Source organism: uncultured Halovibrio sp. (assembly GCF_913056445.1).
GTDB lineage: Bacteria > Pseudomonadota > Gammaproteobacteria > Pseudomonadales > Oleiphilaceae > Halospina > Halospina utahensis_B.
The window spans coordinates 36,630-58,079 of sequence record NZ_CAJXMA010000007.1 but is presented as its reverse complement, the minus strand read 5'-3'; the positions used below and the strand labels follow the sequence as shown (position 1 = coordinate 58,079).

The 21,450-nt window shown below is 61.9% G+C and carries 18 protein-coding genes; 11 read left to right on the top strand and 7 right to left on the bottom strand.

From position 1 onward, the window contains the following. The 4 genes from QZ501_RS03240 to QZ501_RS03225 all read left to right on the top strand — a co-directional run. Positions 1–697 (top strand): ABC transporter ATP-binding protein (locus QZ501_RS03240; RefSeq protein WP_295717101.1); only part of this gene is annotated, 697 nt, incomplete at its 5' end. Next, positions 690–1,925, top strand: a complete 1,236-nt coding sequence (locus QZ501_RS03235) for an ABC transporter substrate-binding protein (RefSeq protein WP_295717100.1) — start codon at positions 690–692, stop codon at positions 1,923–1,925. The genes QZ501_RS03240 and QZ501_RS03235, both read left to right, overlap by 8 nt. Further along, entirely contained in the window at positions 1,922–2,746 is an 825-nt protein-coding gene (locus tag QZ501_RS03230; RefSeq protein ID WP_295717097.1) for an ABC transporter permease, read from the top strand. The genes QZ501_RS03235 and QZ501_RS03230 overlap by 4 nt, the downstream gene beginning before the upstream one ends. Positions 2,747–2,907: 161 nt before the next feature. Continuing rightward, the gene (locus tag QZ501_RS03225) at positions 2,908–4,497 is read left to right on the top strand and encodes a sigma 54-interacting transcriptional regulator (RefSeq protein ID WP_295717095.1); all 1,590 of its coding nucleotides are present in this window, start codon (positions 2,908–2,910) and stop codon (positions 4,495–4,497) included. Between the two features lie 5 nt (positions 4,498–4,502). On the opposite strand, the gene QZ501_RS03220 is transcribed toward QZ501_RS03225, so the two are convergent. From QZ501_RS03220 to cynS, 3 genes are all read right to left on the bottom strand, one after another. After that, on the bottom strand, positions 4,503–5,123 hold the full coding sequence (locus tag QZ501_RS03220) for a class I SAM-dependent methyltransferase (RefSeq protein WP_295717094.1): 621 nt from the start codon (positions 5,121–5,123) through the stop codon (positions 4,503–4,505). A 60-nt stretch (positions 5,124–5,183) separates the two neighbouring features. Continuing rightward, positions 5,184–6,437, bottom strand: a complete 1,254-nt coding sequence (locus QZ501_RS03215; protein ID WP_295717092.1) for an alginate export family protein — start codon at positions 6,435–6,437, stop codon at positions 5,184–5,186. A gap of 74 nt (positions 6,438–6,511) precedes the next feature. Further along, positions 6,512–6,955, bottom strand: a complete 444-nt coding sequence (cynS, locus tag QZ501_RS03210) for a cyanase (RefSeq protein ID WP_160898273.1) — start codon at positions 6,953–6,955, stop codon at positions 6,512–6,514. A gap of 295 nt (positions 6,956–7,250) precedes the next feature. Between cynS and QZ501_RS03205 the strand changes: the two genes are divergently transcribed. The 3 genes from QZ501_RS03205 (at position 7,251) to QZ501_RS03195 (ending at position 11,210) form a co-directional block, all read left to right on the top strand. Then, positions 7,251–9,179 carry a sigma 54-interacting transcriptional regulator gene (locus QZ501_RS03205; RefSeq protein ID WP_295717090.1) on the top strand — a complete coding sequence of 643 codons (1,929 nt, stop codon included), beginning with the start codon at positions 7,251–7,253 and terminating at the stop codon, positions 9,177–9,179. A gap of 67 nt (positions 9,180–9,246) precedes the next feature. Continuing rightward, positions 9,247–10,839, top strand: coding sequence for a BCCT family transporter (locus QZ501_RS03200; protein ID WP_295717089.1), 1,593 nt, complete (start codon positions 9,247–9,249; stop codon positions 10,837–10,839). After that, the gene (locus tag QZ501_RS03195; protein ID WP_160898276.1) at positions 10,836–11,210 is read left to right on the top strand and encodes a gamma-glutamylcyclotransferase family protein; all 375 of its coding nucleotides are present in this window, start codon (positions 10,836–10,838) and stop codon (positions 11,208–11,210) included. The genes QZ501_RS03200 and QZ501_RS03195 overlap by 4 nt, the downstream gene beginning before the upstream one ends. Positions 11,211–11,213: 3 nt before the next feature. On the opposite strand, the gene QZ501_RS03190 is transcribed toward QZ501_RS03195, so the two are convergent. After that, the gene (locus QZ501_RS03190; RefSeq protein ID WP_295717086.1) at positions 11,214–11,618 is read right to left on the bottom strand and encodes an HIT family protein; all 405 of its coding nucleotides are present in this window, start codon (positions 11,616–11,618) and stop codon (positions 11,214–11,216) included. 48 nt (positions 11,619–11,666) lie between these two features. Between QZ501_RS03190 and yegQ the strand changes: the two genes are divergently transcribed. After that, a complete protein-coding gene (gene yegQ / locus QZ501_RS03185; protein WP_295717083.1) occupies positions 11,667–13,013 on the top strand; it encodes a tRNA 5-hydroxyuridine modification protein YegQ in 1,347 nt (448 codons plus the stop codon). Between the two features lie 289 nt (positions 13,014–13,302). Here the strand turns inward: yegQ and gdhA are convergent, their stop codons facing one another. Beyond that, complete coding sequence (gene gdhA / locus QZ501_RS03180) at positions 13,303–14,652, bottom strand: NADP-specific glutamate dehydrogenase (RefSeq protein ID WP_160898278.1); 1,350 nt, start codon at positions 14,650–14,652, stop codon at positions 13,303–13,305. A 323-nt stretch (positions 14,653–14,975) separates the two neighbouring features. Here gdhA and QZ501_RS03175 point away from each other — a divergent pair, with 323 nt between their 5' ends. The 3 genes from QZ501_RS03175 (at position 14,976) to metE (ending at position 19,016) form a co-directional block, all read left to right on the top strand. Next, complete coding sequence (locus tag QZ501_RS03175) at positions 14,976–15,494, top strand: SRPBCC family protein (RefSeq protein ID WP_160898279.1); 519 nt, start codon at positions 14,976–14,978, stop codon at positions 15,492–15,494. Positions 15,495–15,638: 144 nt separating this feature from the next. Next, positions 15,639–16,481: an iron-sulfur cluster assembly protein gene (locus tag QZ501_RS03170; protein ID WP_160898280.1), complete on the top strand. Its 843-nt coding sequence runs from the start codon at positions 15,639–15,641 to the stop codon at positions 16,479–16,481. A 255-nt stretch (positions 16,482–16,736) separates the two neighbouring features. Beyond that, positions 16,737–19,016: a 5-methyltetrahydropteroyltriglutamate--homocysteine S-methyltransferase gene (metE, locus tag QZ501_RS03165; RefSeq protein WP_160898281.1), complete on the top strand. Its 2,280-nt coding sequence runs from the start codon at positions 16,737–16,739 to the stop codon at positions 19,014–19,016. Here metE and QZ501_RS03160 read toward each other — a convergent pair. After that, on the bottom strand, positions 19,013–19,498 hold the full coding sequence (locus QZ501_RS03160; protein ID WP_295717078.1) for a nitrous oxide reductase accessory protein NosL: 486 nt from the start codon (positions 19,496–19,498) through the stop codon (positions 19,013–19,015). The genes metE and QZ501_RS03160 overlap by 4 nt on opposite strands. 2 nt (positions 19,499–19,500) lie before the next feature. Next, a complete protein-coding gene (locus QZ501_RS03155) occupies positions 19,501–21,438 on the bottom strand; it encodes a VWA domain-containing protein (protein ID WP_295717077.1) in 1,938 nt (645 codons plus the stop codon). Positions 21,439–21,450: the final 12 nt, after the last annotated feature.

Genomic DNA, 21,450 nt, shown 5'->3' with positions numbered 1-21,450 from the left:
AAGTGGCTGTGGCAAGTCCACCCTGCTGCACATGCTGGCGGGATTGCTGATACCCAGTGAGGGCTGCGTCAAGATCAATGGGAGACAGGTCTCTCGGGCTCATCCCGAGTGGAACATGATGTTCCAGAGGCCCGGCCTCTATCCCTGGCTCAATGTCAGACAGAATGTGGCCCTGGGGCTACAGTTCACCGGTCAGACGCAGAACCTGAAAGGACGGGTCGACGAAATGCTGGAGCTTGTCGGACTCAGGGATCGCTCTGAGGCCCGCATCCAGGACCTGTCTGGCGGCCAGCAGCAGCGTGTCGCTCTGGCGCGGTCCCTGGCGGTGGAACCGCAGATGATTCTGCTGGATGAGCCCTTTTCGGCGCTGGATGCTTTTACGCGTCGGAATCTGCAACTGGAAGTCAGTTCAATTGCACGCGACAAGGGCATCACCCTGGTGCTGGTAACCCATGACATTGATGAAGCCCTGAACATGGGCGAACGGGTCGTCGTGATGGGACGCAACCCTGGCACCTTCCGCAGCATTATGGATATTGACCTGTCGTTTCCGCGAAACCCAATGCATCCGGCATTCACCGAAATCCGCGAGGATCTCATGGATCGCTTCCGTGCGTCGGTTGAGACCCCGGATAACTCCGAAACTACCGGTCACACGCCACAGACCCCAGATCCTAAGGAGATCGCTCATGGTTAAATGCAACTGCAATCACGACGAGAGCCTGGACAACGAATACACCCTCGATAAGGGACGGCGGCGTTTCATGCTGGACTCCCTGGCTGCTGGTGGTCTTGCGGCTACCCTGGGCACCGCTGGGATGATGCGCCAGGCGATGGCCAGTGATGGCGTCGTCCGGATTGGCTATCTGCCGATTACGGACGCCACGCCACTGCTGGTCGCGCATGCGAACGGCTACTTCGAGGAGGAAGGTCTGGATGTCGCGGAGCCGGAGCTGATCCGTGGCTGGTCACCCCTGGTGGAAGGCTTCACCAGTGGCCGCTTCAATCTCGTCCATCTACTCAATCCCATCCCGATCTGGATGCGCTACAACAACGACTTCCCGGTCAAGCTCATGGCCTGGGCCCACATCAACGGTTCTGCCCTACTGATGAGCGGCAGCAGCTCCGCCGAAAACTTCAGTGATCTCGGTGGTAGTCAGATCGCGGTGCCCTACTGGTACTCGGTCCACAATACGCTGCTCCAGATGGCCCTGCGCCAGGCCGGACTCGAGCCGGTCATCCAGGAGCAGAGCGCGCCGCTGGGCGACAACCAGGTGAACCTGTTGATCCTGCCGCCACCGGACATGGCCCCGGCACTGGCTGGCGGCCAGATTGATGGTTACACCGTGGCTGAGCCGTTCAATGCCGCCGGAGAGAATCTCGCGAATGGCCGCCTGCTCCGCTTCACCGGCGATATCTGGAAGAACCATCCCTGCTGTGTGCTTTGCATGAACGAGAATGACGTCGAGGCCAAGCCGGAATGGACCCAGAAGGTGATGAACGCGCTGGTGCGCGCGGAGCTCTATGCCCAGACCAACAAGGAAGCGACGGCGCGCATGCTGTCCCGGGATGGCAAGGGTTACCTGCCCATGCCGGAAGATGTCGTGGTCAAGGCGATGACGCATTACGACCCCGATGACTATGCCTCTCCGGATGCAATCCGGCACGAGGACTGGAGCACGGGCCGTATCGACTTTTCGCCCTATCCCTATCCGTCCGCAACCCGGCAACTGGTCAAGTCCATGAACCAGACCCTCGTTAGTGGTGATACGACCTTCCTCAAGGGTCTCGATCCCGACTTCGTGGCAAGGGACCTGGTGGATGACCGGTTCGTCAAGAAAGCGCTGGAGAAATACCCGGACGCACACCTGCCGGGCATGGACTCGGCCAACCCCTGGGAGCGTGAAGAGGTGATCAAGGTATGACGGCAACCACAACGACTCCGGCCACCGCTGGTGGCGTCGAGATTGGCCATTACGCGCGCCGGATCAGCGAGAACCTGGGCTATCCCCTTCTGGGTCTGGCGATCCTGCTGGGCTTCTGGTGGCTCGGGGGATACCTGATCGCCAGCAATCCCTCCACCCAGGCGTTCTCGGCCTTCGCGCCCGAGAGCGCGCTGCCACGGGCATGGGAGCTTCTATGGTCGGGGACCCTGTGGGATACAGTGCATCCCAGCCTGAGCCGCATCGGGCAGGGGTTGTTCTGGGCCACGCTGGTGGCGGTACCCGTTGGCATACTGGTGGGTTCACTGCCCGTGATGCAGAAGATCACCAGTTTTCCATTCCAGCTGCTTCGCATGGTCAGCCCCCTGGCATGGATGCCCATCGCCGTGCTGGCGTTCGAGACCTGGGATGGAGCCATCGTGTTCCTGCTGTTCATGGCGTCGGTCTGGCCGATTCTCTTCTCGACGGCTTTCGCGGTACAACGGATTGACCCGATGTACTTCAAGGTGGCGCGCAACTTTGGGGCTTCCCCCCTGGCCAGTCTGAGGCGGCTCGTTATTCCTGCTGTGGCACCGGATATTCTTGCGGGATTCCGGCTTGCGCTGGGGATTGCGTGGGTGGTGCTGGTGCCGGCGGAGTACCTCGGCGTAACCAGCGGTCTTGGGTATGCGATCAACGATGCTCGCGACATTCTTGCCTATGATCTGCTGGCGGCACTGGTTTTGGTAATCGGTGTTATAGGTTATGTGTTAGATGCAATTGTGGTTGCATTGATCCGCTACGTTGGGTGGCAGGGAACCTGAGCAGATCATTTGCCGGTGCGCCATACTGGAGCCAGTTGCACTGGGAAAGGGCAGCGAAGTCAGCAATACTCCGGCAGGGATCCGGCAATTGATCCTGCTTTAGGATGGAGCGGAGTTTGCATCTGCATTCTCCGCTCCATTTTTTAAGCAGTGAGGCTCCGATGGAAATCGATCAGCCGATTGGCAATGACCCGGACCAGGATGCCCTCATCCTGTCTGAAGCGGCCGATCTCCTTGGTCGCTCTCTGGAAGCTTCTATAACCATACCTGCCGTGCTGCGACTGCTATCGCAACTGGCTGGGCTGAATCGGGGGCGGGTTGTATTGCCGGACAATACCGGCAGCAAGCTCAGTATCCAATATGCCTACGGACTCCGTGACCGGGAAAGGGAACAGGGAGTCTATAATCTCGGTGAAGGCATCACGGGCTACGTTATGCAGACAGGGCGTGTCTGTGTGGTTGAAGACATCGACCGTGAGCCGGAGTTTCGGTTCAGGGCCGTGGAGCGCGCCACTTTGCCCTCTGAAGTGGTGTCCTTCGTTGCTGTTCCCATTATGCTGGATGATCAGCCCGCTGGAGTCCTTGGATGCCACCGTATCCGCAACCGGCCGCGCGCCTTCCAGGCCGATATTCATCTTCTGCGTATCGTAGCAGCCATGATTGGCCAGACTCTGAGAATTGGGACTCTTATCCACCAGCGCACGCAACATCTGGAACAGCAGAACGAAGCCCTGCGGTCGGCTTTGGAACGACAGAGCTTCAAGCACGGTATCCTTGGGGAGAGTCCCGTCCTGCTTGAAGCCCTGGAAGAAGCGACGCAAGTTGCGGCTAGTGATGCCACTGTAATGCTCCGGGGAGAGTCCGGCACGGGCAAGGAAAAATTTGCTCGTATGATTCATGAATACAGTCCCAGGGTGGGTAAGCCCTTCGTCTGCATCAACTGTGCTGCCATCCCGGAGCAGCTTCTGGAAGCAGAGCTGTTTGGCCATGAAAAGGGCGCTTTCACAGGGGCCGTCCGTAGTCGCCAGGGAAAGGCGGAGGCCGCTGATGGTGGCACTCTCTTCCTGGATGAAATCGGCGATATGAGTCTTGATCTGCAGTCCAAGCTTTTGCGGCTGCTTCAGGAACGCTGCGTACAACGCATCGGCGGTAATCAGGACATCCATGTGGATATCCGTGTTATCACGGCCTCTCACAAGGATCTTCAACAGGGTGTTAACCAGGGTACTTTCCGACTGGATCTCTATTACCGTCTCAATGTAATACCGTTGCGGCTGCCGCCCCTACGCGAGCGTGCCGGTGATGTTGCTCTTCTGGCTCGGCATTTTCTTCACACTTTTACTCATCGCCACAGGCGCAACCTGACTCTGGGACCAGGGGTGCAGTCACGCCTGGAGAGTTTCCCGTGGCACGGGAATATCCGTCAGCTTGAAAACGTCATGGAGCGAGCGGTGCTCACGACGCGTAGCAGTGTGATTGAAGCCAGCGACATAGAACACATACTGCGGGAGGAGTCGACTGTTGGTGAGGAAACGGAGCAGGTAGATTCGAATCCGCATGGAATCGGCGTTAGGGAGATGAGCGCATACCCTTCCACTGGCCGACCCTATCAACGGGTGGCGGAGTCGGATCCGCAGGAGCTTCAAGAGGTGCTTCAACGCTGTCGTGGCAATAAGACGCAGGCAGCCAGAGAGCTCGGTCTCAGTGCGCGACAGTTGCACTACAGGCTGGAAAAGTTCGGCTTGAAATAAAGGCGTTATCCCTTCCTTCGGAAAAGGCAGTAGACAAAGGGTTGCTCGACGCCATTCGGTGTCCGGTGGTTCTCCTTCTGGCACTGGAGACACTCGAATGTGTCCGCGAATTCCGCCTCTAGCGCTGCCGGATTGTAACGACAGGTCGGCAGACCGCTGCACTCGGTGGGCCCATCATCCGCGAAGGTCGCAACGATGAGGTGTCCCCCCGGTTTAATGGCCTTGCTTGCTGCATCGGTGTATTGGCGGCGATCGCTGGGATGGGTCAGGAAGTGAAAGACGGCGCGGTCGTGCCAGAGATCGTAACCATCGGGCGGCAGTGCAGCTTCGGTGATGTCGCCTTCCCACCAAGTAATGCCGGGATCCCTGTCCTTCAGTTTTGCCTGGGCCCGAGTGAGCGCTTTCCCTGATAAGTCCAGCAGTGACAGGTTTGTATAGCCCGCCTCAATCAGATCATGGACCAATGGTGAGGTGCCGCCGCCGATATCAATGATCGAGGCGCTCAGGGGAGGCTGGACAGTATGGATCAGTTGCAGTGACTGGGTAGCATGCTCCTGAAACCAGCTGGTTTCCGGATCTGAACGGTTTCCGTAAACGGTTTCCCAATGGTTTTTGGAAGTCATCATAAGCCTCGGCAAAACGATAGACGGGTGGCGCTCGAAGACGCCACCCTTGTTTACCGCACTTCAGAAATTGGCGCTGACCCAGAGCCAGGCCTTGTCCGTGTCCACGCTGAAATCATCTGAGCTGTAGCGGGCGGCCTTGAAGCCTAGTGTGTAGGTCTCCGTCAGTGGCTTAACCGCCAGAACGCCGGTTTCCGTGCCATAGTCCTGACTGGCGGTATCGCTTTCAAACTGGTGGTGGATGCCCATCAGCTTGATGCCGCCCACTTTGGTTCCAATCGATGCATAGCTATCGACCAGGCCGTTTTCCGGCGTGCTGAGGAACTTGTCCGTCCAGCCGTTCATGGCGTGGAGGGTCGCCAGCGGCGTCTGGAACGAAGCGGTCCCACCGTCGGAGCCAAGCGTTTCCTGACCGAGCTTGAAAGTAACACCCGATGCTGAAACCCCACCTTCAACCTTGTAGTAATCCACCTCGAAGCTGTCTGGGTTGTCGGCATAGTCGGATTGCTGCGCATATTCGAGCGTATAGAGCGCCTTGACGCTGTCACTCACCTCGGTGTCGCCTGTGAAGCGGAGGCCGTAACTGCTGGTGGAGGCGGTATCCAGATTGTCATAATCCAGCAGGTAGCTGTAAGCCGTGAGAGACCCGGCCGCAAGGCCGTCATAGCGTGCGTTGAAGACACCGGTTTGCATGGCGTCATCGCCACGCGGACCGGCGGCTCCAGATACAAGCCGATTGACGTTGTAGATGTAGCCCGCCGTCAGGGTCGTATCCTCAAGCGACTGATTCACTACCGTGGCCGCGTCATAGGTCTGCTCATTCTGGCGCCAGGCGACATGTCCAATGAAGCGGTGATTATCCAGGGTAAAGAGCTGTCGACCGTACTTGATGTCCGTGTCCGCCAGACCCTGGTAGCGGATATAGGCCTGGTTGATTTCCGTTTCGGTAGGATCCGCTACAACGGGGTGTCGGTTGGGGGACGTACTCGAGGGTGAGGGAACACCGTTTGTTGGGCTGGAGAAATTCTCGGAGCCGACAGCGGTAACACTTTCAGCCTGCAGAAACCCGCTGAAGCCACTGACGCTGCCAGTGCGATAGCCAAGTTTGGTTTTTAATGTGGAGGCATGAGCGTCATTGGGGACGCTGTCCTGGTTCACGAATTCATAACGATAGCGGGCACTCAGCGAGACTTCCCCATCTTTGATGGCCTCGGTTACCGGGTCTGCTACGGCCTGGCTCGCTGGTAGGGCGGCTAACAGTGCCAACACCCTTGCAGGAGCAGACCTCTTCTGGCGGGCCATAGGATAAGTTCTCATGGTTTGATCCTCTGTGAAACAGGGTAAGTAACAAGGCGCAATGCTCAGGGCCAAGTGTTTCGGCCTTGCGATTCTTACCAGCGCTTAAAGGGGAGGAATTTCCCATCCATGGTGATCACGACCCGGTCTCCCTTCGGATCCTCGACCCGATCCACGTGCATTTTGTAATCGATCGCGCTCATGATCCCGTCGCCGAACTTCTCGTGAATGATGTCTTTCACGCTGTCGCCGTAGATCATGCAGGCTTCGTAGATGCGATAGATGAGGGGGTCGGTCGGGACGGCGTTGTCCCAGTGCTTGTGAGGGCAGCTCTGCAGGGTTTGTGCCACGTCGTCACCGAGATTGAGCGTCTTGCAAAGCCCCTTGGCCTGATCCTCCAGCATGGTGTTCATGCCGTAGCAGCAGGAAGCCGTCCATACGGGCGACATGCCGATGGACTCGGCCAGCTGCTCCCAGGTGTAGCCTTTCTCGTTCTTGGCGGTAAGGATGGTCGCGGTCATGGTTTCGTGGTTCATCATGGTGCTGCTCCTGTTTCAGCGTTGTGCAGGTGCGTCTGGCGTGCCCCGGAAAAGGGCACTGCCGGAGTCGCCCGGCAGCCCCTGTGCTGGGGGTTCATCTCTGCCGTCGCAGTGATCATGCCAATCTGCCTTTGAATCAGAATGTGCTGTTCAATCAGGAACTTATTGACTTAACGGTCTGGCGGAATGTGCTACGTGATTTCGTGATTCACGGGAACTCGTAGTTCCCGGCTACGGAAATTCGTGATCCGGCACGGCGTTTGATTGGGGAAGGAAAACATCAGCGGGAGGCCCCATGAACGTTGTCATCACACCGCAGACAAGTCTGGACTGGATCGAAGCACTGCCGGAGCCCGGCCTGCTGGTGGATCCGGTGCGCGATACCGTTGAGGCTGCCAACAGTCATCTTGCGCGGATGCTGGGGCGGTCGGTGGCGGAGCTGGTGTCTCTGCGTGTCACCACGCTTTTCGGAGGCCAGATTCCCCAGCTGGTCAGTCTCACCGACGAGGCCATGACCCATGGTCAGGCCTGGAGCCGGGATCTGAGTCTCGTCGCCCGTGATGAGCGGGTCATCGAACTTGAGATGTCGCTCTCCGTCATGACGGAAGCCGGGGAGCCCCGTGTGCTGATGCTGCTGCGGGATCTGACCCTGCTGCGCGAGCGCCGGGAGCGCCACGAGATCAACAGCTATCACCGGGGCGGCCTCCTTCACTGGAAGCGCGTGGAGACCCTGTTCCGGGAGATCGAGCGCGAGAACCAGCTGATCCTGGAAGCTGTGGGCGAAGGCATCTACGGGGTGGATGCCGAGGGGCGCACCACCTTCATCAACTCCGCCGCCGAGCGCATGCTGGGCTGGCACCGGGATGAACTGCTCGGACGGGTCATGCACACGGCCATTCACCACAGCCACTCGGACGGTACGCCCCACCAACGCGAGTGCTGCCCCATCTACCAGGCCTTCTGCGACGGGGCCGTTCATCGGGTCAGCGATGATTTTTTCTGGCGCCGGGACGGCTCCGGCTTTCCGGTGGAGTACACCAGCACGCCCATCGTGGACAACGGCCAGCTGGTGGGGGCGGTGGTGGTATTCCGTGACATCACTGACCGTCGCCGTACCGAGGACAGCCTCAAGGAAGCGCTGGAAGAGGTGGAAAACCTCAAGCACCGGCTGGAGATGGAGAACGCCTACCTCCAGGAGGAGATCAGCGCCGAGCACAATGCGCATGAGATCGTCGGGCGTAGCGAGGCGGTGGCGGCCATGATCCAGCGCATCGACCTGGTCGCGCCCACCGGCGCCAATGTGCTGGTTACCGGCGAATCCGGCACCGGCAAGGAGCTGATCGCCCGGGCCATCCACAACGTCAGCGAGCGTTCCGAAAGGCCCATGATCCGGGTTAACTGCGCCGCCATTCCGGCAGAGCTGTTCGAGAGTGAGTTCTTCGGCCATGCCAAAGGGGCCTTCACCGGGGCGGTGAACGACCGGGTCGGGCGTTTCGAGCTGGCCGACGGCGGTACCCTGTTCCTGGACGAAGTGGGTGAGATTCCGCTGTCACTGCAGGGCAAACTGCTGCGGGTTCTGCAGGAGCAGACGTTTGAGCGTATCGGTGAAACGCACACGCGCAGCGTGGATGTGCGGGTCATTGCGGCGACGAACCGGGACCTGAAAACCGAGGTTGAGGCAGGCCGCTTCCGCGAGGATCTGTATTTCCGGCTGAATGTGTTCCCGATCGAGTCCGTGCCGCTGCGTGAGCGCCCGGAGGACATCCCGCCGCTGGCGCAGCTTTTCCTGCGTAACGCCTGCCGCAGATTCCACCGGGCGCCGCTGGAGCTCAGCCATGCCAATGTGGAAGCCCTCCAGCGTTACAGCTGGCCGGGGAACGTCCGGGAGCTGGAGAATGTGATCGAACGGCAGGTGATCGTCACACGGGGTCGTAAGCTGAATTTTGACCTGCCAGCGGATCGGGAAGCTGCGGGTCCGGAGCCGGTTGCCGTTGGCCCTGAAGCCGTTGGAACGGCGCAGCAGCGGCCACTGACCGAAGCCGAGAAACGGGAGCAGGAGCGTGAGAACATGATCAGTGCGCTGCGCCAGTGCCGAGGCAAGGTATTCGGGCAGGGGGGTGCCGCCGAGCTCCTGGAGCTTAAGCCCACGACGCTCGCCTCAAGGCTGAAGCGTCATGGTATTGATCCGCGCCAGTACCGCAATGTCCGGGATGCGGGGGCCTGAGACCGGTCTTTATCCCATGAACGGGGGAAGCTAGAGTGGTCACTCCGTCAGCATTGGAAGCGTACTCATGAGCAATCACCGTCCAGGATGGGTTTTCTACACCTCACTGCTTCTGCTGCTTGCGTTCGTCGGGGCCGGCGTGGCGTGGCCGGAGCCGTTCGCGGCCTACAGCAACCAGGCGCTGGAATTCACCACACTGCATTTCGGCTGGCTCTACCTGTTTGTGACTACCGGCTTCCTGCTGTTCTGTCTGGGGGTGGCGTTCAGCGATTACGGGCACATCCGCCTGGGGGCGGACGGCGAGATGCCGGAGTTCTCCTTCCTCACCTGGCTGGGGATGATCTTCTCCGCCGGCATGGGCGTGGGTCTGGTTTTCTGGGGGGTGGCCGAGCCCATGAGCCATTACCTGCAGCCGCCGCTGGACAGTGCTCAGGGTGGAACGCCTGCGGCAGCAAGGCTGGCGATGCAGTACTCGCTGTTTCACTGGGGCTTCCACCAGTGGGCCAACTTTGCGGTTGTGGGGCTCGCCATTGCCTACGTGCGCTTCCGCCATCAGCGGGCGGGGCTGATCAGCGAAGCCTTCCGGAACAGTCTGGGAGCACGGGTCGATGGATTCACCGGTCACGGCATCAACGTGCTGGCCGTGATCTCCACCGTTTTCGGTGTCGCCACGACCCTCGGGCTAGGGGTCATCCAGATCAACAGCGGCCTGGTTACCGTGTCCGAGGTCGCCTTCGGGACCGACCAGCAACTGATGATCCTGGGCGGTGTCTCGGTGGTCTTCCTGCTGTGCGCCATGGCTCCGCTGGAAAGCGGCGTACGCTACGTGAGCGATGCCAACATGCTCCTGGCCGGGGCTCTTCTGGTGTTCGTTTTCTTCGCCGGGCCCACGGATTTCATCACCGCCGCCATGACCACCGCCATTGGCGACTACTTTTCCAACGTGATGGGCATGAGTCTGGTCATGACGCCCTACACCGGGGATGACTGGGTCGAGCGCTGGACCATCTTCTACTGGGCCTGGGGGCTCTCCTGGGCGCCGTTTGTGGGCAGCTTCATCGCCCGTATCTCGCGCGGGCGGACCATCCGTGAATTCGTGGTGGGCGTGATTGGCACCCCGGTGCTCCTGAGTACCTTCTGGTTCGCGACTTTCGGTGGCTCTGCACTCTATTTTGAACTCTTCGAAGAGGCGGCTGTCGGCCAGGCGGTGGCCGATGAGGTCAGTGCCGGCCTGTTCGTGATGCTCTCGCTGCTGCCCGGGGCTGAGTGGCTGGGCTGGCTGGTACTGGTCCTGATCACGCTCTTTGTCATCACCTCCGCGAACTCCGCCACCTTCGTGCTTGGCATGTTCACCAGCAAGGGGGTGCTCACCCCGCCGCGCTGGTCGCGTCTGACCTGGGGCACGGTGCAGGTGCTGGTGGCGGGCGTTCTGCTGCTCAGCGGTGGGCTTGGGGCGCTGCAGACCGTCTCGATCCTGGCGGCCTTCCCTTTCATGATCCTGATGCTGTTCATGGCGGTGGCGCTGTTGCGCTCGCTGCGTGATGAGAAACGCCAGAGCGAACTGCACGAGGCCATCCAGCGGGAACGGCTACAGCGTATGCTGGATGACTGGTACGCGCAGAGTGATGCTGTAACAGAGGAGGAAGAGAGTCGGGAATGAACGGTAATGGGGAGGATGCGGCGTTCCGCATCGCAGTCTATGGCACCCTCAAGCGCGGCTGCAGCAATCACCACCTTCTTATGCGTGCCCGCTTTCTGGGCACGGATCACCTGAACAGTATTGTCCTCCACGACCTGGGTCCGTACCCCGGTGCTGTTGAGCAGCCTTCCCGGGGGATTCTGGTGGAGGTGTACGAAGTGGATGAGCGGACGTTCGCCCGGGTGGACGCTCTGGAGGGCTACAGCGCCCAGGCTCCGGAGCGGGGCGAATACACCCGCCAGCAGCGGGATACCCGTTTTGGTCCTGCCTGGGTCTATTTCTACAACGGCAGCGTTCGGGGTTGCCGCCGCATCACACGCGGGGCCTGGTAGGGGTCAGGCCTCGACCGGGGCCTGCTGGCGGATGGCCTCAATCGCCGCCTCACTCCAGGCCGGGCCTTCGGGGAGGTGGCCCCAGACCGCATCCGGCCAGCAGGGATCGCCCTCGCGGCGCCCGATCACGTGGATATGCAACTGGGGCACACGGTTCCCGATGGCCCCCAGGTTGATGCGTTCACTGCCGTGATGGTGCTTGATGAAACGGGCCATGGCATCAAGCACCCAGTCCACATCGGCACGCTCCGCCATGCCCATCTCGTGCAGCTCCCCCGCCGCAGTTTCCGGAACCACGATGTACCAGGGAACACCGGCATTGTGGTGGAGCAGGATCTGGCAGTTCTCCAGGCGGCCGACCCAGTGACAGTCGGCCTCAAGCTGTGGGTGCAGGCTGAAATCAGTCATGGCATTACCCTAAACGGGAGAGCGGTGCAGGGGAAGGCCTGATGGCTGATGGAAATCAAGGAGCCGCTGTGCCGCATGTCCTACCCTGCGCGCATGATGGAACAGGCCCCTGAACTGCTGGCCCCGGTCGGCAACCAGCGACACCTTGAAATGGCGATCGCCTATGGCGCGGACGCGGTCTATGCCGGTCCACCCCGCTATTCGCTGCGGGTGCGCAACAACAGCTTCCGGGACGCCGAGGCGCTGGCGGAGGCCATCCGTTATACTCATGCGCACGGCCGGCGCTTCTATCTGGTACTCAACATTGCTCCCCATAACGACAAGATCCGCTCCGCCCTCCGGGATCTGGAACCGCTGATCGCCACCGGGCCGGACGCGCTCATCATGTCCGATCCCGGGCTGATCATGCTGGTACGGGAGCACTGGCCGGATATGCCCATCCACCTGTCCGTGCAGGCCAATGCGGTGAACTGGGCCACCCTGGAGTTCTGGCGCCGGCAGGGGCTGGAGCGGGTCATCCTCTCCCGGGAACTGTCACTGGATGAGATCGAGGCGATGCGCGAGCAGGTGCCCGGTATGGAGCTGGAGGTGTTCGTGCACGGGGCGCTGTGCATGGCGTATTCCGGCCGCTGCCTGCTGTCCGGCTACATGAACCATCGCGATGCCAACCAGGGCGCCTGCACCAATGCCTGCCGCTGGTCCTATACCCCGCAGGCCTCCACTCATGACAGCAGTGGCGACCTGATTCCCCTGCACCAGGAAGACGGTGAACGCAGCATGCTGGTTGAGGAGGCCGGTCGCCCCGGCGAGAGCGTTCCCATGCACGAGGACGAGCACGGCACCTACATCATGAATTCGAAGGATCTGCGCGCGGTGCAGCACGTGGAGCGGCTGTGCCGGATGGGCGTGGATTCGCTCAAGATCGAGGGGCGCACGAAGAGCCCCTACTATGTTGCCCGTACGGTGCAGGTCCATCGGCGTGCCATTGATGACGCCATGGCGGGCAGGCCCTTTGATCGGACACTGATGGATGAGCTGGAGGCGCTCTCGAATCGGGGGTACACGGAGGGGTTCCTGCGCCGTCATCCACCAGCGGAATACCAGCGCTATGAAGCCGGAACCTCGCTGCTCGGTACCCGCCAGTGGGTGGGGGAGGTGATTGCCCGTGAGGGGAACTGGCTGTGTATTGAGGCCAAGAACCGGTTTGAATGCGGGGACTGGCTGGAACTCATGACGCCCGCCGGGAATCACTGGTTCCAGCCCTCAACGCTGTTGTCAGAGCTGGATCACCAGTCAGTGCCATCGGCGCCGGGCAGTGGTCACCGGGTCTGGCTCCAGGCGCCGGTTGCCGACGTCTTACCGGAAACCGCGCTCCTCATCCGGTCAGTGGTTTAGGCTCCGGTAATCAGCCAGTATCTCCGCGATCATTCCCTGTTCGCGCAGCTTTACCATCCCCCGGTCGAGGGCCTCAGCCAGTTCCCGCCCTTCGGGCCGGGCCGGGGTGAAGGCAATGTAGAGTTCCTCCTGGTAAGCCAGGCCGGCGTTACGGAGGGGGTTGATCCGGCCTTCGCTCTGGTAGTGATGGTTGAGGACCTTCTCTTCCCATAGCCGTGCTGGCCAAGACCATGTTCTATCTCGGGTGACACATGTTGAGCGTGAAACAGAGCCTGGCCAGTCCTGCGGCTCAGATCAGCCCCTGCGCCTCCATGGCCCGTGCCACCCTCAGGAAGGCGGCGATATTGGCGCCCACCACGTAGTTGCCCGGGGAGCCGAAGGTCTCTGCCGTTTCGAAGCAGTCGCGGTGGATGTTCACCATGATCTGCTCGAGCCGGTTTTCGGTGTGCTCAAAGGACCAGGAGTCGCGGCTGGCGTTCTGCTGCATCTCCAGGGCACTGGTCGCGACGCCGCCGGCATTGGCGGCCTTGCCGGGCCCATAGGCGATGCCCGCTTCGCGGAAGACCTGGGCGCCTTCGGGTGTGGTGGGCATGTTTGCGCCTTCCGCCACGGCACGGCAGCCGTTTTCCACCAGGTACTTCGCGTCCTGGCCATTGAGTTCGTTCTGGGTGGCGCAGGGCAGGGCCACGTCACAGGGCACGCGCCAGACGTTGCCGTCCTGCACGTACCGGGCATTGGGTTTCTCATCGGCGTAATCGCTGATCCGGCGCCGTTCCACCTCCTTGATGCGCCGGATCCGGTCCAGATCGAGCCCCTCCTCATCGACGAGGATCCCCGAGGAATCGGAACAGGCGATCACATGAGCCCCCAGCTGCTGGGCCTTCTGGATGGCATAGATGGCGACGTTGCCGGAACCGGAAACCACCATCTTACGGCCATCGAGTGATTCGCCGCGGGCCTTCAGCATTTCCTGCACGAAAAAGACGGTGCCGTAGCCGGTGGCCTCGGTGCGGGCACAGCTCCCGCCCCAGCCCAGTCCCTTGCCAGTGAGCACGCCGGACTCGTAACGATTGGTGATGCGCTTGTACTGACCGAACAGGTAGCCGATCTCGCGCTGGCTCACGCCGATGTCACCGGCGGGCACGTCCGTGTATTCGCCCAGGTGGCGGTAGAGCTCGGTCATCAGGCTCTGGCAGAAGCGCATGATCTCGGAGTCCGAGCGCCCCTTGGGGTCAAAGTCACTGCCGCCCTTGCCGCCACCAATGGGCAGGCCTGTAAGCGCGTTCTTGAAGATCTGCTCGAAGCCCAGGAACTTGATGATGCCGAGATACACCGAGGGGTGGAAGCGCATGCCGCCCTTGTAGGGGCCGAGGGCGCTGTTGAATTCCACCCGGAAGGCGCGGTTGATCTGGATCTCGCCGTTGTCGTCCTGCCAGGGCACCCGGAAGATGATCTGGCGCTCCGGTTCACAGATGCGCTGGATGATGCGGGAGTCCACAAACTCCGGATGTTTCACCAGGACGGGGCCAAGGGTTTCCAGGACCTCGTGGACCGCCTGATGGAACTCTTGCTCACCGGGATTTCGGTGGAGAACGTCCTGGAAGATGGGCTCGAGTTTCTCATCAAGATACGCGCTCATTGTGGGCTCCTGTTATCGGTGTCGATTCATGGGTCGGCATCAATGGAGTATTCATACCCTTTGAATTGACGCCTTCCTGGTTTCAAAATAAGATGTACTTAAAATACATTAAACAAAAAGATCTGGCCAGAAACCTTACACGAAACGAGAGATGATAACGATGGTGACCATCGGGCGCAGACCGGGCGACGCAGCCTGGGACGAAGGCGCTGGAAGCTCAGAGCCTGAATGCGTTTGATCGGGATCAACCGCTATTGGGTGGGCTGAGCTTACACTGGCATAGGGTGGTTGGTCAGCAATAGACAGAATAAGGAAGCAGGTTCATGAGTGATTCATCAGCGGTAAACCGTACCGAAAGGGCAGCGTTTGAACAGCAGACCGATGGCTGGAAGGTCATGCTGGAGAGGGAGCTCGCCACCGTTCCGGCACAGGTATGGACCTGGCTGACGGACCCCGACCATCTCCGGCAGTGGCTGGCGCCCGGTGAAATGGATCTGAGTCCCGGTGGGCGGGTCCGCATCGAGTTCGAGATGAGTGGTGAGCCCATTGACTCGCATATCATCGAGCTTGAGCCGGAACGCCACCTCACCTACTCCTGGAGTAACGGTGACGCGCCACGCAGACCCCTGCGCTGGGATCTCGCACCGACCAACAGCGGCACACGGCTCACCCTTACCATCGGGCTACTGCCCGAAGACCAGATCGCCATCAGCGCGGCAGGCTGGGATGCTCATCTCCAGATGCTGGAAGCGGCCGTGGCCGGTGTCCCCCTCAGCTTTCCGGTGGCGCGCTTCAAGGAATCCCGGAGTCAGTTTGAAGAGGCACTCAGCGCTTCCCCATAGAGATGTTGTCGTTCCATGGTGGCGCGTACCATTCTGGTCAGGGGTGGCTACCCTGGTGACATACGAAGCAACAGTGGTAATGGCCACGACTGGACTTCCTGTGCCATTGGGATTCAGGAAATGTAACTCGTAAGGGGCTCTGGTATGAGCATCGATGCCGAGGTCAGTGACGCAGCGCAGGACTACCTCGCGGATATACTGGCCAAACAGGAAATTCCGGGCATGGCGGCACGCCTCTTTGTCCAGAATGGCGGCACGTCGAGAGCAGAGAGCTGTCTGGCCTTCTGTCCGCCTGGCGAGGAGCAGGCGAGTGATGCACGGCTGGATTTCGGTGAGGTCACGCTCTACGTGGACGCGCCGAGTCTTCCCTATCTCCGTGAAATCCGGCTCGACCTGGAGACGGCAGCGGACGCCCAGACCCTGACCATCAAAGCGCCGTACGCCAAACAGCCGGCGGCACCGCCCAGGGAACTGGCCCTGCCCATGGCGTGCGTGGCCCGGCGTGTGCCGCATGGCAACGAGGTCACACTGCCCGAGGGGGCACAGGTCTCGGTTACCCAGGCGCTTGGTGGCAGCGTGACCGTCAACCATGGGGGTAACCTATACCGGCTGTCTCCAGAGGAGGCCGGCAAGGTGGGCCTGCGCAGTGATGTGGCCATATTTGAACCGCCGGAAGACGGGAAAATCAGTGAGGATCAGTGCTGGCAGGCACTGGAGCAGGTCTATGACCCCGAGATTCCGGTGAACATCGTCAGTCTCGGGCTTGTCTACGGTCTCAGTGTGAGCGTGGAGCAGCGTTCCGTGTACCTCAGGATGACCCTGACCTCCCCGGGATGTGGCATGGGCGATGTGATCGCCGGCGATGCCCGCAACCGCTTGAGGGAGGTTCCGTTCGTGGAAAACGCGGAGGTGGACATCGTGTTTGATCCGCCCTGGACCTACGACATGCTCAGCGAGGAGGCCCGGTTGGAACTGGGGCTTCTATGACCAAGAGTGGAGTGATGGAGACTCTGGGCTGCTTCAGCAAACGCTCCGGGAATCACTTCGTCTCAGGGCCGCGCCGGGGCACACATGGATGCCGGCCCGGTACTGGCCGTGTTCCGGCGGATCCATGCCGTTGGGCACGGAAAGATGCCGGGAAACATGAAAATGGTTCATTAATAAGCTAAAAACCATCAATTTTGTTGCTGGTTTTGTGGTGTCACCATGCTTCTGGTTAACAATTGATCGGAGGAGACGACCATGGTGACCACGCACAATCTCGGATTCCCCCGCATCGGAGCCAAACGTGGACTCAAGTTCGGGCTGGAAGCATTCTGGCGGGGAGAAATCACTGAAGCGGAACTGATCCAGCGCAGCCGTGACCTGCGCCGCCAGCACTGGCAGAAGCAGTCCAGCCTTCACCGGGTACCGGTGGGCGATTTCTCCTGGTACGACCATGTACTGGACACCAGCATCATGCTCGGGCATGTCCCGCCCAGGGTGCGCGATCTCGGCGGCAGTGCCACGGACCAGTATTTCCGCCTGGCCCGCGGCCGTTCCGCCACCGATGACGATGAGAGCGTGGTGGCAGCCGGGGAGATGACCAAGTGGTTCGACACCAACTACCACTACATTGTTCCGGAGTTCACGCGGGAGAGCCGTTTCAGGCCGGATGCCAGTGCTCTGGTGGCGCAGGTTACCGAGGCACGGGAGCAGGGGCACAACCCGAAACCCGTGCTGGTGGGGCTCGTCACCTATCTGTGGCTTGGCAAGAGCAAGGACGACGGCAGTGAGCGCCTCGAGCATCTGACAGCGCTTGCGGAGGCCTATGCTGGCCTGCTTGAACAGCTCGCGGATGCCGGCGTCGATTGGGTCCAGATCGACGAACCCATACTGGTCACGGACCTGGCCCCTGAATGGCGAAATGCCCTGGAGACGGCCTATCACCGGCTGACGGATACCCGGGTCAGCCTGCTTCTGACCACCTATTTCGGCCACCTGGGGGATAACCTGGAACTGGCCTGTCGGCTGCCGGTGGCGGGCCTGCATCTGGATGCGGTGCGCGGCGGCGCGGACGTTCAGCGGGCCGTGGAGCAGCTTCCACAGGGGCGGGTGCTGTCACTGGGCGTGGTGGACGGGCGCAACGTCTGGAAGGCGGACCTGACGGCGTTGATGGACTGGCTCGAGCCCGTGCATGCCGCCCTGGGTGATCGGCTCTGGATTGCGCCCGCCTGCTCCCTCCTGCATGTGCCCATGGATCTGGACGCGGAACCGGACCTGGATGAGGCTCTGCGCGGCTGGCTGGCCTTCGCCGTGCAGAAGCTGGAAGAGCTCGAAATCCTGGAGAAGGGCCTCAACAAGGGGCGCAACGCCATCATCGCGGAACTGGCGGCCAACCGTGCCTGTCATGAAAGTCGCAGTCAGTCCCAGCGGGTGCGCAATCCGGCGGTGCGCGAGGCCGTGGCCGGGCTGAACGAGGCCATGGGGCAGCGCCAGTCCCCCTATGCGCGGCGGATTGAGGCGCAACAGCGCCATCTGGATCTGCCCCGTTTCCCGACCACCACCATCGGTTCCTTTCCGCAGACTGGGGAAATCCGGCGTACACGTCTGCAGTACCGGCGCGGGGATCTCTCGGAGGCCGCCTACCGGGAAGCCATGCAGGCCGAGATCCGGGACTGCATCCGTGAGCAGGAGGCGCTGGGCCTGGATGTGCTGGTTCACGGGGAGGCCGAACGCAACGACATGGTGGAATACTTCGGTGAGCTGATGGACGGCTTCGCCTTCACCCGCCATGGCTGGGTGCAGTCGTTCGGTTCGCGTTGCGTGAAGCCGCCGATCATCTACGGCGACGTGGACCGGCCCGACCCCATGACGGTGGACTGGATCCGCTATGCCCAGTCACTGACCGAGCGCCCGGTGAAGGGCATGCTCACCGGGCCGGTAACACTGCTCAACTGGTCCTTCGTGCGCGATGACCAGCCGGAGCGGGACACCGCCAACCAGCTGGCGCTTGCCGTCAGAAAAGAGGTCCAGGACCTGGAGGCCGCCGGCATCCGCATCATCCAGATTGACGAGGCGGCGCTGCGCGAGGGCCTGCCGCTGCGGCGTTCGGAGTGGGAGACGTATCTGGAATGGGCCATCAACGCCTTCCGCATCGCGGCCAATGGCGTCAGTGATGACACCCAGATCCACACGCACATGTGCTATTCCGAGTTCAACGATATCATGACCGCCATCGCCCGCATGGACGCGGACGTGATCACCATCGAGACCTCACGTTCGGACATGGAGCTGCTGGAAGCGTTTGAGCACTTCGAGTACCCCAATGGCATCGGGCCTGGCGTCTACGACATCCATTCGCCCAATATTCCCACCGAGGCATCCATGGTGGCGCTGCTCCGGAAGGCGGTTGAACGCATTCCGTCGGAGCGTCTCTGGGTGAACCCGGACTGCGGGCTCAAGACCCGCAACTGGGACGAAGTGCGGCCCGCGTTGGCGGCCATGGTGGGAGCGGCGCGCGGCCTGCGGCAATCCGGCTAGTCGCCGGGAGAAGGCAGGCCCTGGCGGCCGGTAATGCGGCCGCCATGCTTACTGGCGAAGATCTCCGCATCCCCCAGATCCGAGAACCCCGCCGGTGGTGTCTGGCCCTGCCCGTTGTCGCGTTCATGGCCGACCACGAACCAGGCGGTATCCATGGTGACCCAGTCGCCGGTGTCTCTGGGGTCCCAGTCCACATCCGACAGATCCCGGGTGAAGGTAACGATCTCCCCTTCGTTATCCTCCAGTCCCTTCTGCCATTCCAGCAGGTCCGCTGTGCTGCAGAAGTAGTGCTTCCGGCCACTGTCCGCGAGGCAGGCCTGGGCCTGGGGGCCGGCGCATTTGGGCATGGGCGTGCCGTTCATGGCGGTTTCTTCCGCGGCACTGGCCTCGGGGCCGCAGCCTTTGGGAACCGGAGCCTCGCCGCAGCCGGCGATTGCGGCGCCCAGGATCAGCAGGGCAAGGGGACGGTGGACTCGGTGCATGGTCAGACTCCTGCGATCTGCTGGTAGATGCCGGGCAGCGCCGCGCTCAGCTGTTCCGGGCGCTGCACGATGTGGTAGGCCCCGCGCCCGAAGACCCAGGGAAAGTACTGACGTGCCTGCTGGTCGATGGTGATGCCGAAGGTGCGCACGTCCTGCTGGCGGGCTTCCAGTACCGCCTTGCGGGTGTCCTCCAGCGCGTAGCGTCCTTCGTAGTAGTCCGTGTCATTGGGCTTGCCGTCCGTGAGCACCAGCAGCAGGCGGTTGCGGTTGCCGCGTTGCGCCAGTTCCTGGCTCACGTGCCGTATGGCAGCGCCCATGCGGGTGTAATGGCCGGGTTTGAGGGCCTGGATGCGCCGGCGCACGGTTTCATCCGCGCGTTCGTGGAAGCCCTTGATGGTGTTCACTTCCACATTGTGGCGGCGCCGGGAGGTGAAGCCATGGATGCTGAAGTCATCGCCGCAGGCGGCCAGGCCGTGGCACAGCACCAGCAGGGCCTCTTTCTCCACATCCAGGACACGGCGGTCCGCAAGCCAGGATTCGGTGGAAAGCGATGTGTCCACCAGCAGGGTCACGGCCAGATCCCGGGTCTGGGTAAGCAGGGCCTGATGGATGCGCTCGGAGCCATTGCCGGTGGCGCGGATATCGCAGCGGTTGCGGATCAGCGCGTCCATATCGAATTCGTCGCCGTCCGGCTGTTCGCGCAGCCACTGACGCTGGGGCTGCAGCGCCTCGAACTGGCGCTGGACACGGCGGATGCGGTGGCGTGTGCCTTCATCCGGCGTCCAGTCCTCGCCTTCCATGGACTGGATGGCCGGATGCACCCGGCACTGGTCATCCAGGTAGCGTTTTTTGCGATAGTGCCATTCCGGGTAGGTCACAGGTCCGCTGAGCGCGCCGACATCCGGCGCATCAGGGGTCAGGTCCAGCTCTACCTTCAGGCGCGAGGCGGTCTTCTCCCGGTGCGGGCTCAGGGTGATCTCCTCGATCTGCTCTGCCGCCTTGCGGGCGTCCTCCTCATTCTCGTCCTCTACCGGGCGGTTCACATTGACCATCTCGGTCCAGGACAGCATCTTCTCGAAGATGTTCAGTGCCAGCGGGTCGTCGCGTTCGCTCTGGTCCTGGCGGCGGCGTATGGCCTGGCGTTTGCCGCCTTCGGCCTCGGGCGTGGCGCCCTGGCGTGGGTCCTCGCCGTCCTCCGGCTCTTTGGGGGTACCCGCGTGGCGCCCCGGCCGACGCTGACCCCAGAAGGGCACCGGCAACGGTGGCCGGTAGCCCGTTGGGGTGGTTTCCGGCAAAGCGGGTTCGGGTTGGTCAAGGACCCAGGCCAGGACCTGCTCCCGCTCTGCGGTGGCGGGATCCCGCTGCTCGCCCAGGAGCACCCGTATGCCATGATCCACCGCGTCCTCCCAGGCCGGCAGGCGTTGGCATGGGCGAACTGATAGCAGGTGCTCGCGGCAGGCCCTGCCGGTGGCCATCAGGCCGGGGAAGTCCCGCTCCAGGACGCCTTCGGCCTGGTGCACCGCCCGCAGCCAGGCAATGTCCGCCGCCAGCGCCGGCTGATCTGGCGTCGGCTCTGGCAGGAGGGTGAGCAGCGCGGTCAGCCAGTGGTAGGCGCCCCGGTTGAGTTCACGACTGGGAAAGTAGTCCATGCGTGGCGGCAGAAGCAGCTGGTCGTCGTCCAGGAAGGCCATGTCCAGGCTTTCCCGGTCGAAGCCGAGCTTCTGGCGGAAGGTCAGGCGGTGGCCGGAGGCACGGGGTTCCACGGCACTGACCGGGATGGCGCCGGGCCCGCCCATGGCCCGGAAGAACACGCCCAGGCTGCCCTCGAGTTCCGCCAGGGCAACGCCGGCGTCCGGGTAGCGCGGGTAACTGACCGCGCGGGAGGCCCAGCGGTGCCATAGTTCCCCGGCGATTTCCTCAACCTCGAAAAAGGATGCCAACCTGGCGTCTCC

What these genes read in the sequence shown, in the direction of transcription:
- QZ501_RS03175 (WP_160898279.1), top strand. Translation starts at nt 14,976, where the DNA reads ATGAGTGATTCATCAGCGGTAAACCGTACCGAAAGGGCAGCGTTTGAA.
- QZ501_RS03225 (WP_295717095.1), top strand. Translation starts at nt 2,908, where the DNA reads ATGGAAATCGATCAGCCGATTGGCAATGACCCGGACCAGGATGCCCTC.
- QZ501_RS03220 (WP_295717094.1), bottom strand. Translation starts at nt 5,123, where the DNA reads ATGATGACTTCCAAAAACCATTGGGAAACCGTTTACGGAAACCGTTCA.
- QZ501_RS03170 (WP_160898280.1), top strand. Translation starts at nt 15,639, where the DNA reads ATGAGCATCGATGCCGAGGTCAGTGACGCAGCGCAGGACTACCTCGCG.
- QZ501_RS03195 (WP_160898276.1), top strand. Translation starts at nt 10,836, where the DNA reads ATGAACGGTAATGGGGAGGATGCGGCGTTCCGCATCGCAGTCTATGGC.
- QZ501_RS03230 (WP_295717097.1), top strand. Translation starts at nt 1,922, where the DNA reads ATGACGGCAACCACAACGACTCCGGCCACCGCTGGTGGCGTCGAGATT.
- yegQ (WP_295717083.1), top strand. Translation starts at nt 11,667, where the DNA reads ATGGAAATCAAGGAGCCGCTGTGCCGCATGTCCTACCCTGCGCGCATG.
- QZ501_RS03205 (WP_295717090.1), top strand. Translation starts at nt 7,251, where the DNA reads ATGAACGTTGTCATCACACCGCAGACAAGTCTGGACTGGATCGAAGCA.
- metE (WP_160898281.1), top strand. Translation starts at nt 16,737, where the DNA reads ATGGTGACCACGCACAATCTCGGATTCCCCCGCATCGGAGCCAAACGT.
- QZ501_RS03235 (WP_295717100.1), top strand. Translation starts at nt 690, where the DNA reads ATGGTTAAATGCAACTGCAATCACGACGAGAGCCTGGACAACGAATAC.
- gdhA (WP_160898278.1), bottom strand. Translation starts at nt 14,652, where the DNA reads ATGAGCGCGTATCTTGATGAGAAACTCGAGCCCATCTTCCAGGACGTT.
- QZ501_RS03160 (WP_295717078.1), bottom strand. Translation starts at nt 19,498, where the DNA reads ATGCACCGAGTCCACCGTCCCCTTGCCCTGCTGATCCTGGGCGCCGCA.
- QZ501_RS03200 (WP_295717089.1), top strand. Translation starts at nt 9,247, where the DNA reads ATGAGCAATCACCGTCCAGGATGGGTTTTCTACACCTCACTGCTTCTG.
- QZ501_RS03190 (WP_295717086.1), bottom strand. Translation starts at nt 11,618, where the DNA reads ATGACTGATTTCAGCCTGCACCCACAGCTTGAGGCCGACTGTCACTGG.
- cynS (WP_160898273.1), bottom strand. Translation starts at nt 6,955, where the DNA reads ATGATGAACCACGAAACCATGACCGCGACCATCCTTACCGCCAAGAAC.
- QZ501_RS03215 (WP_295717092.1), bottom strand. Translation starts at nt 6,437, where the DNA reads ATGAGAACTTATCCTATGGCCCGCCAGAAGAGGTCTGCTCCTGCAAGG.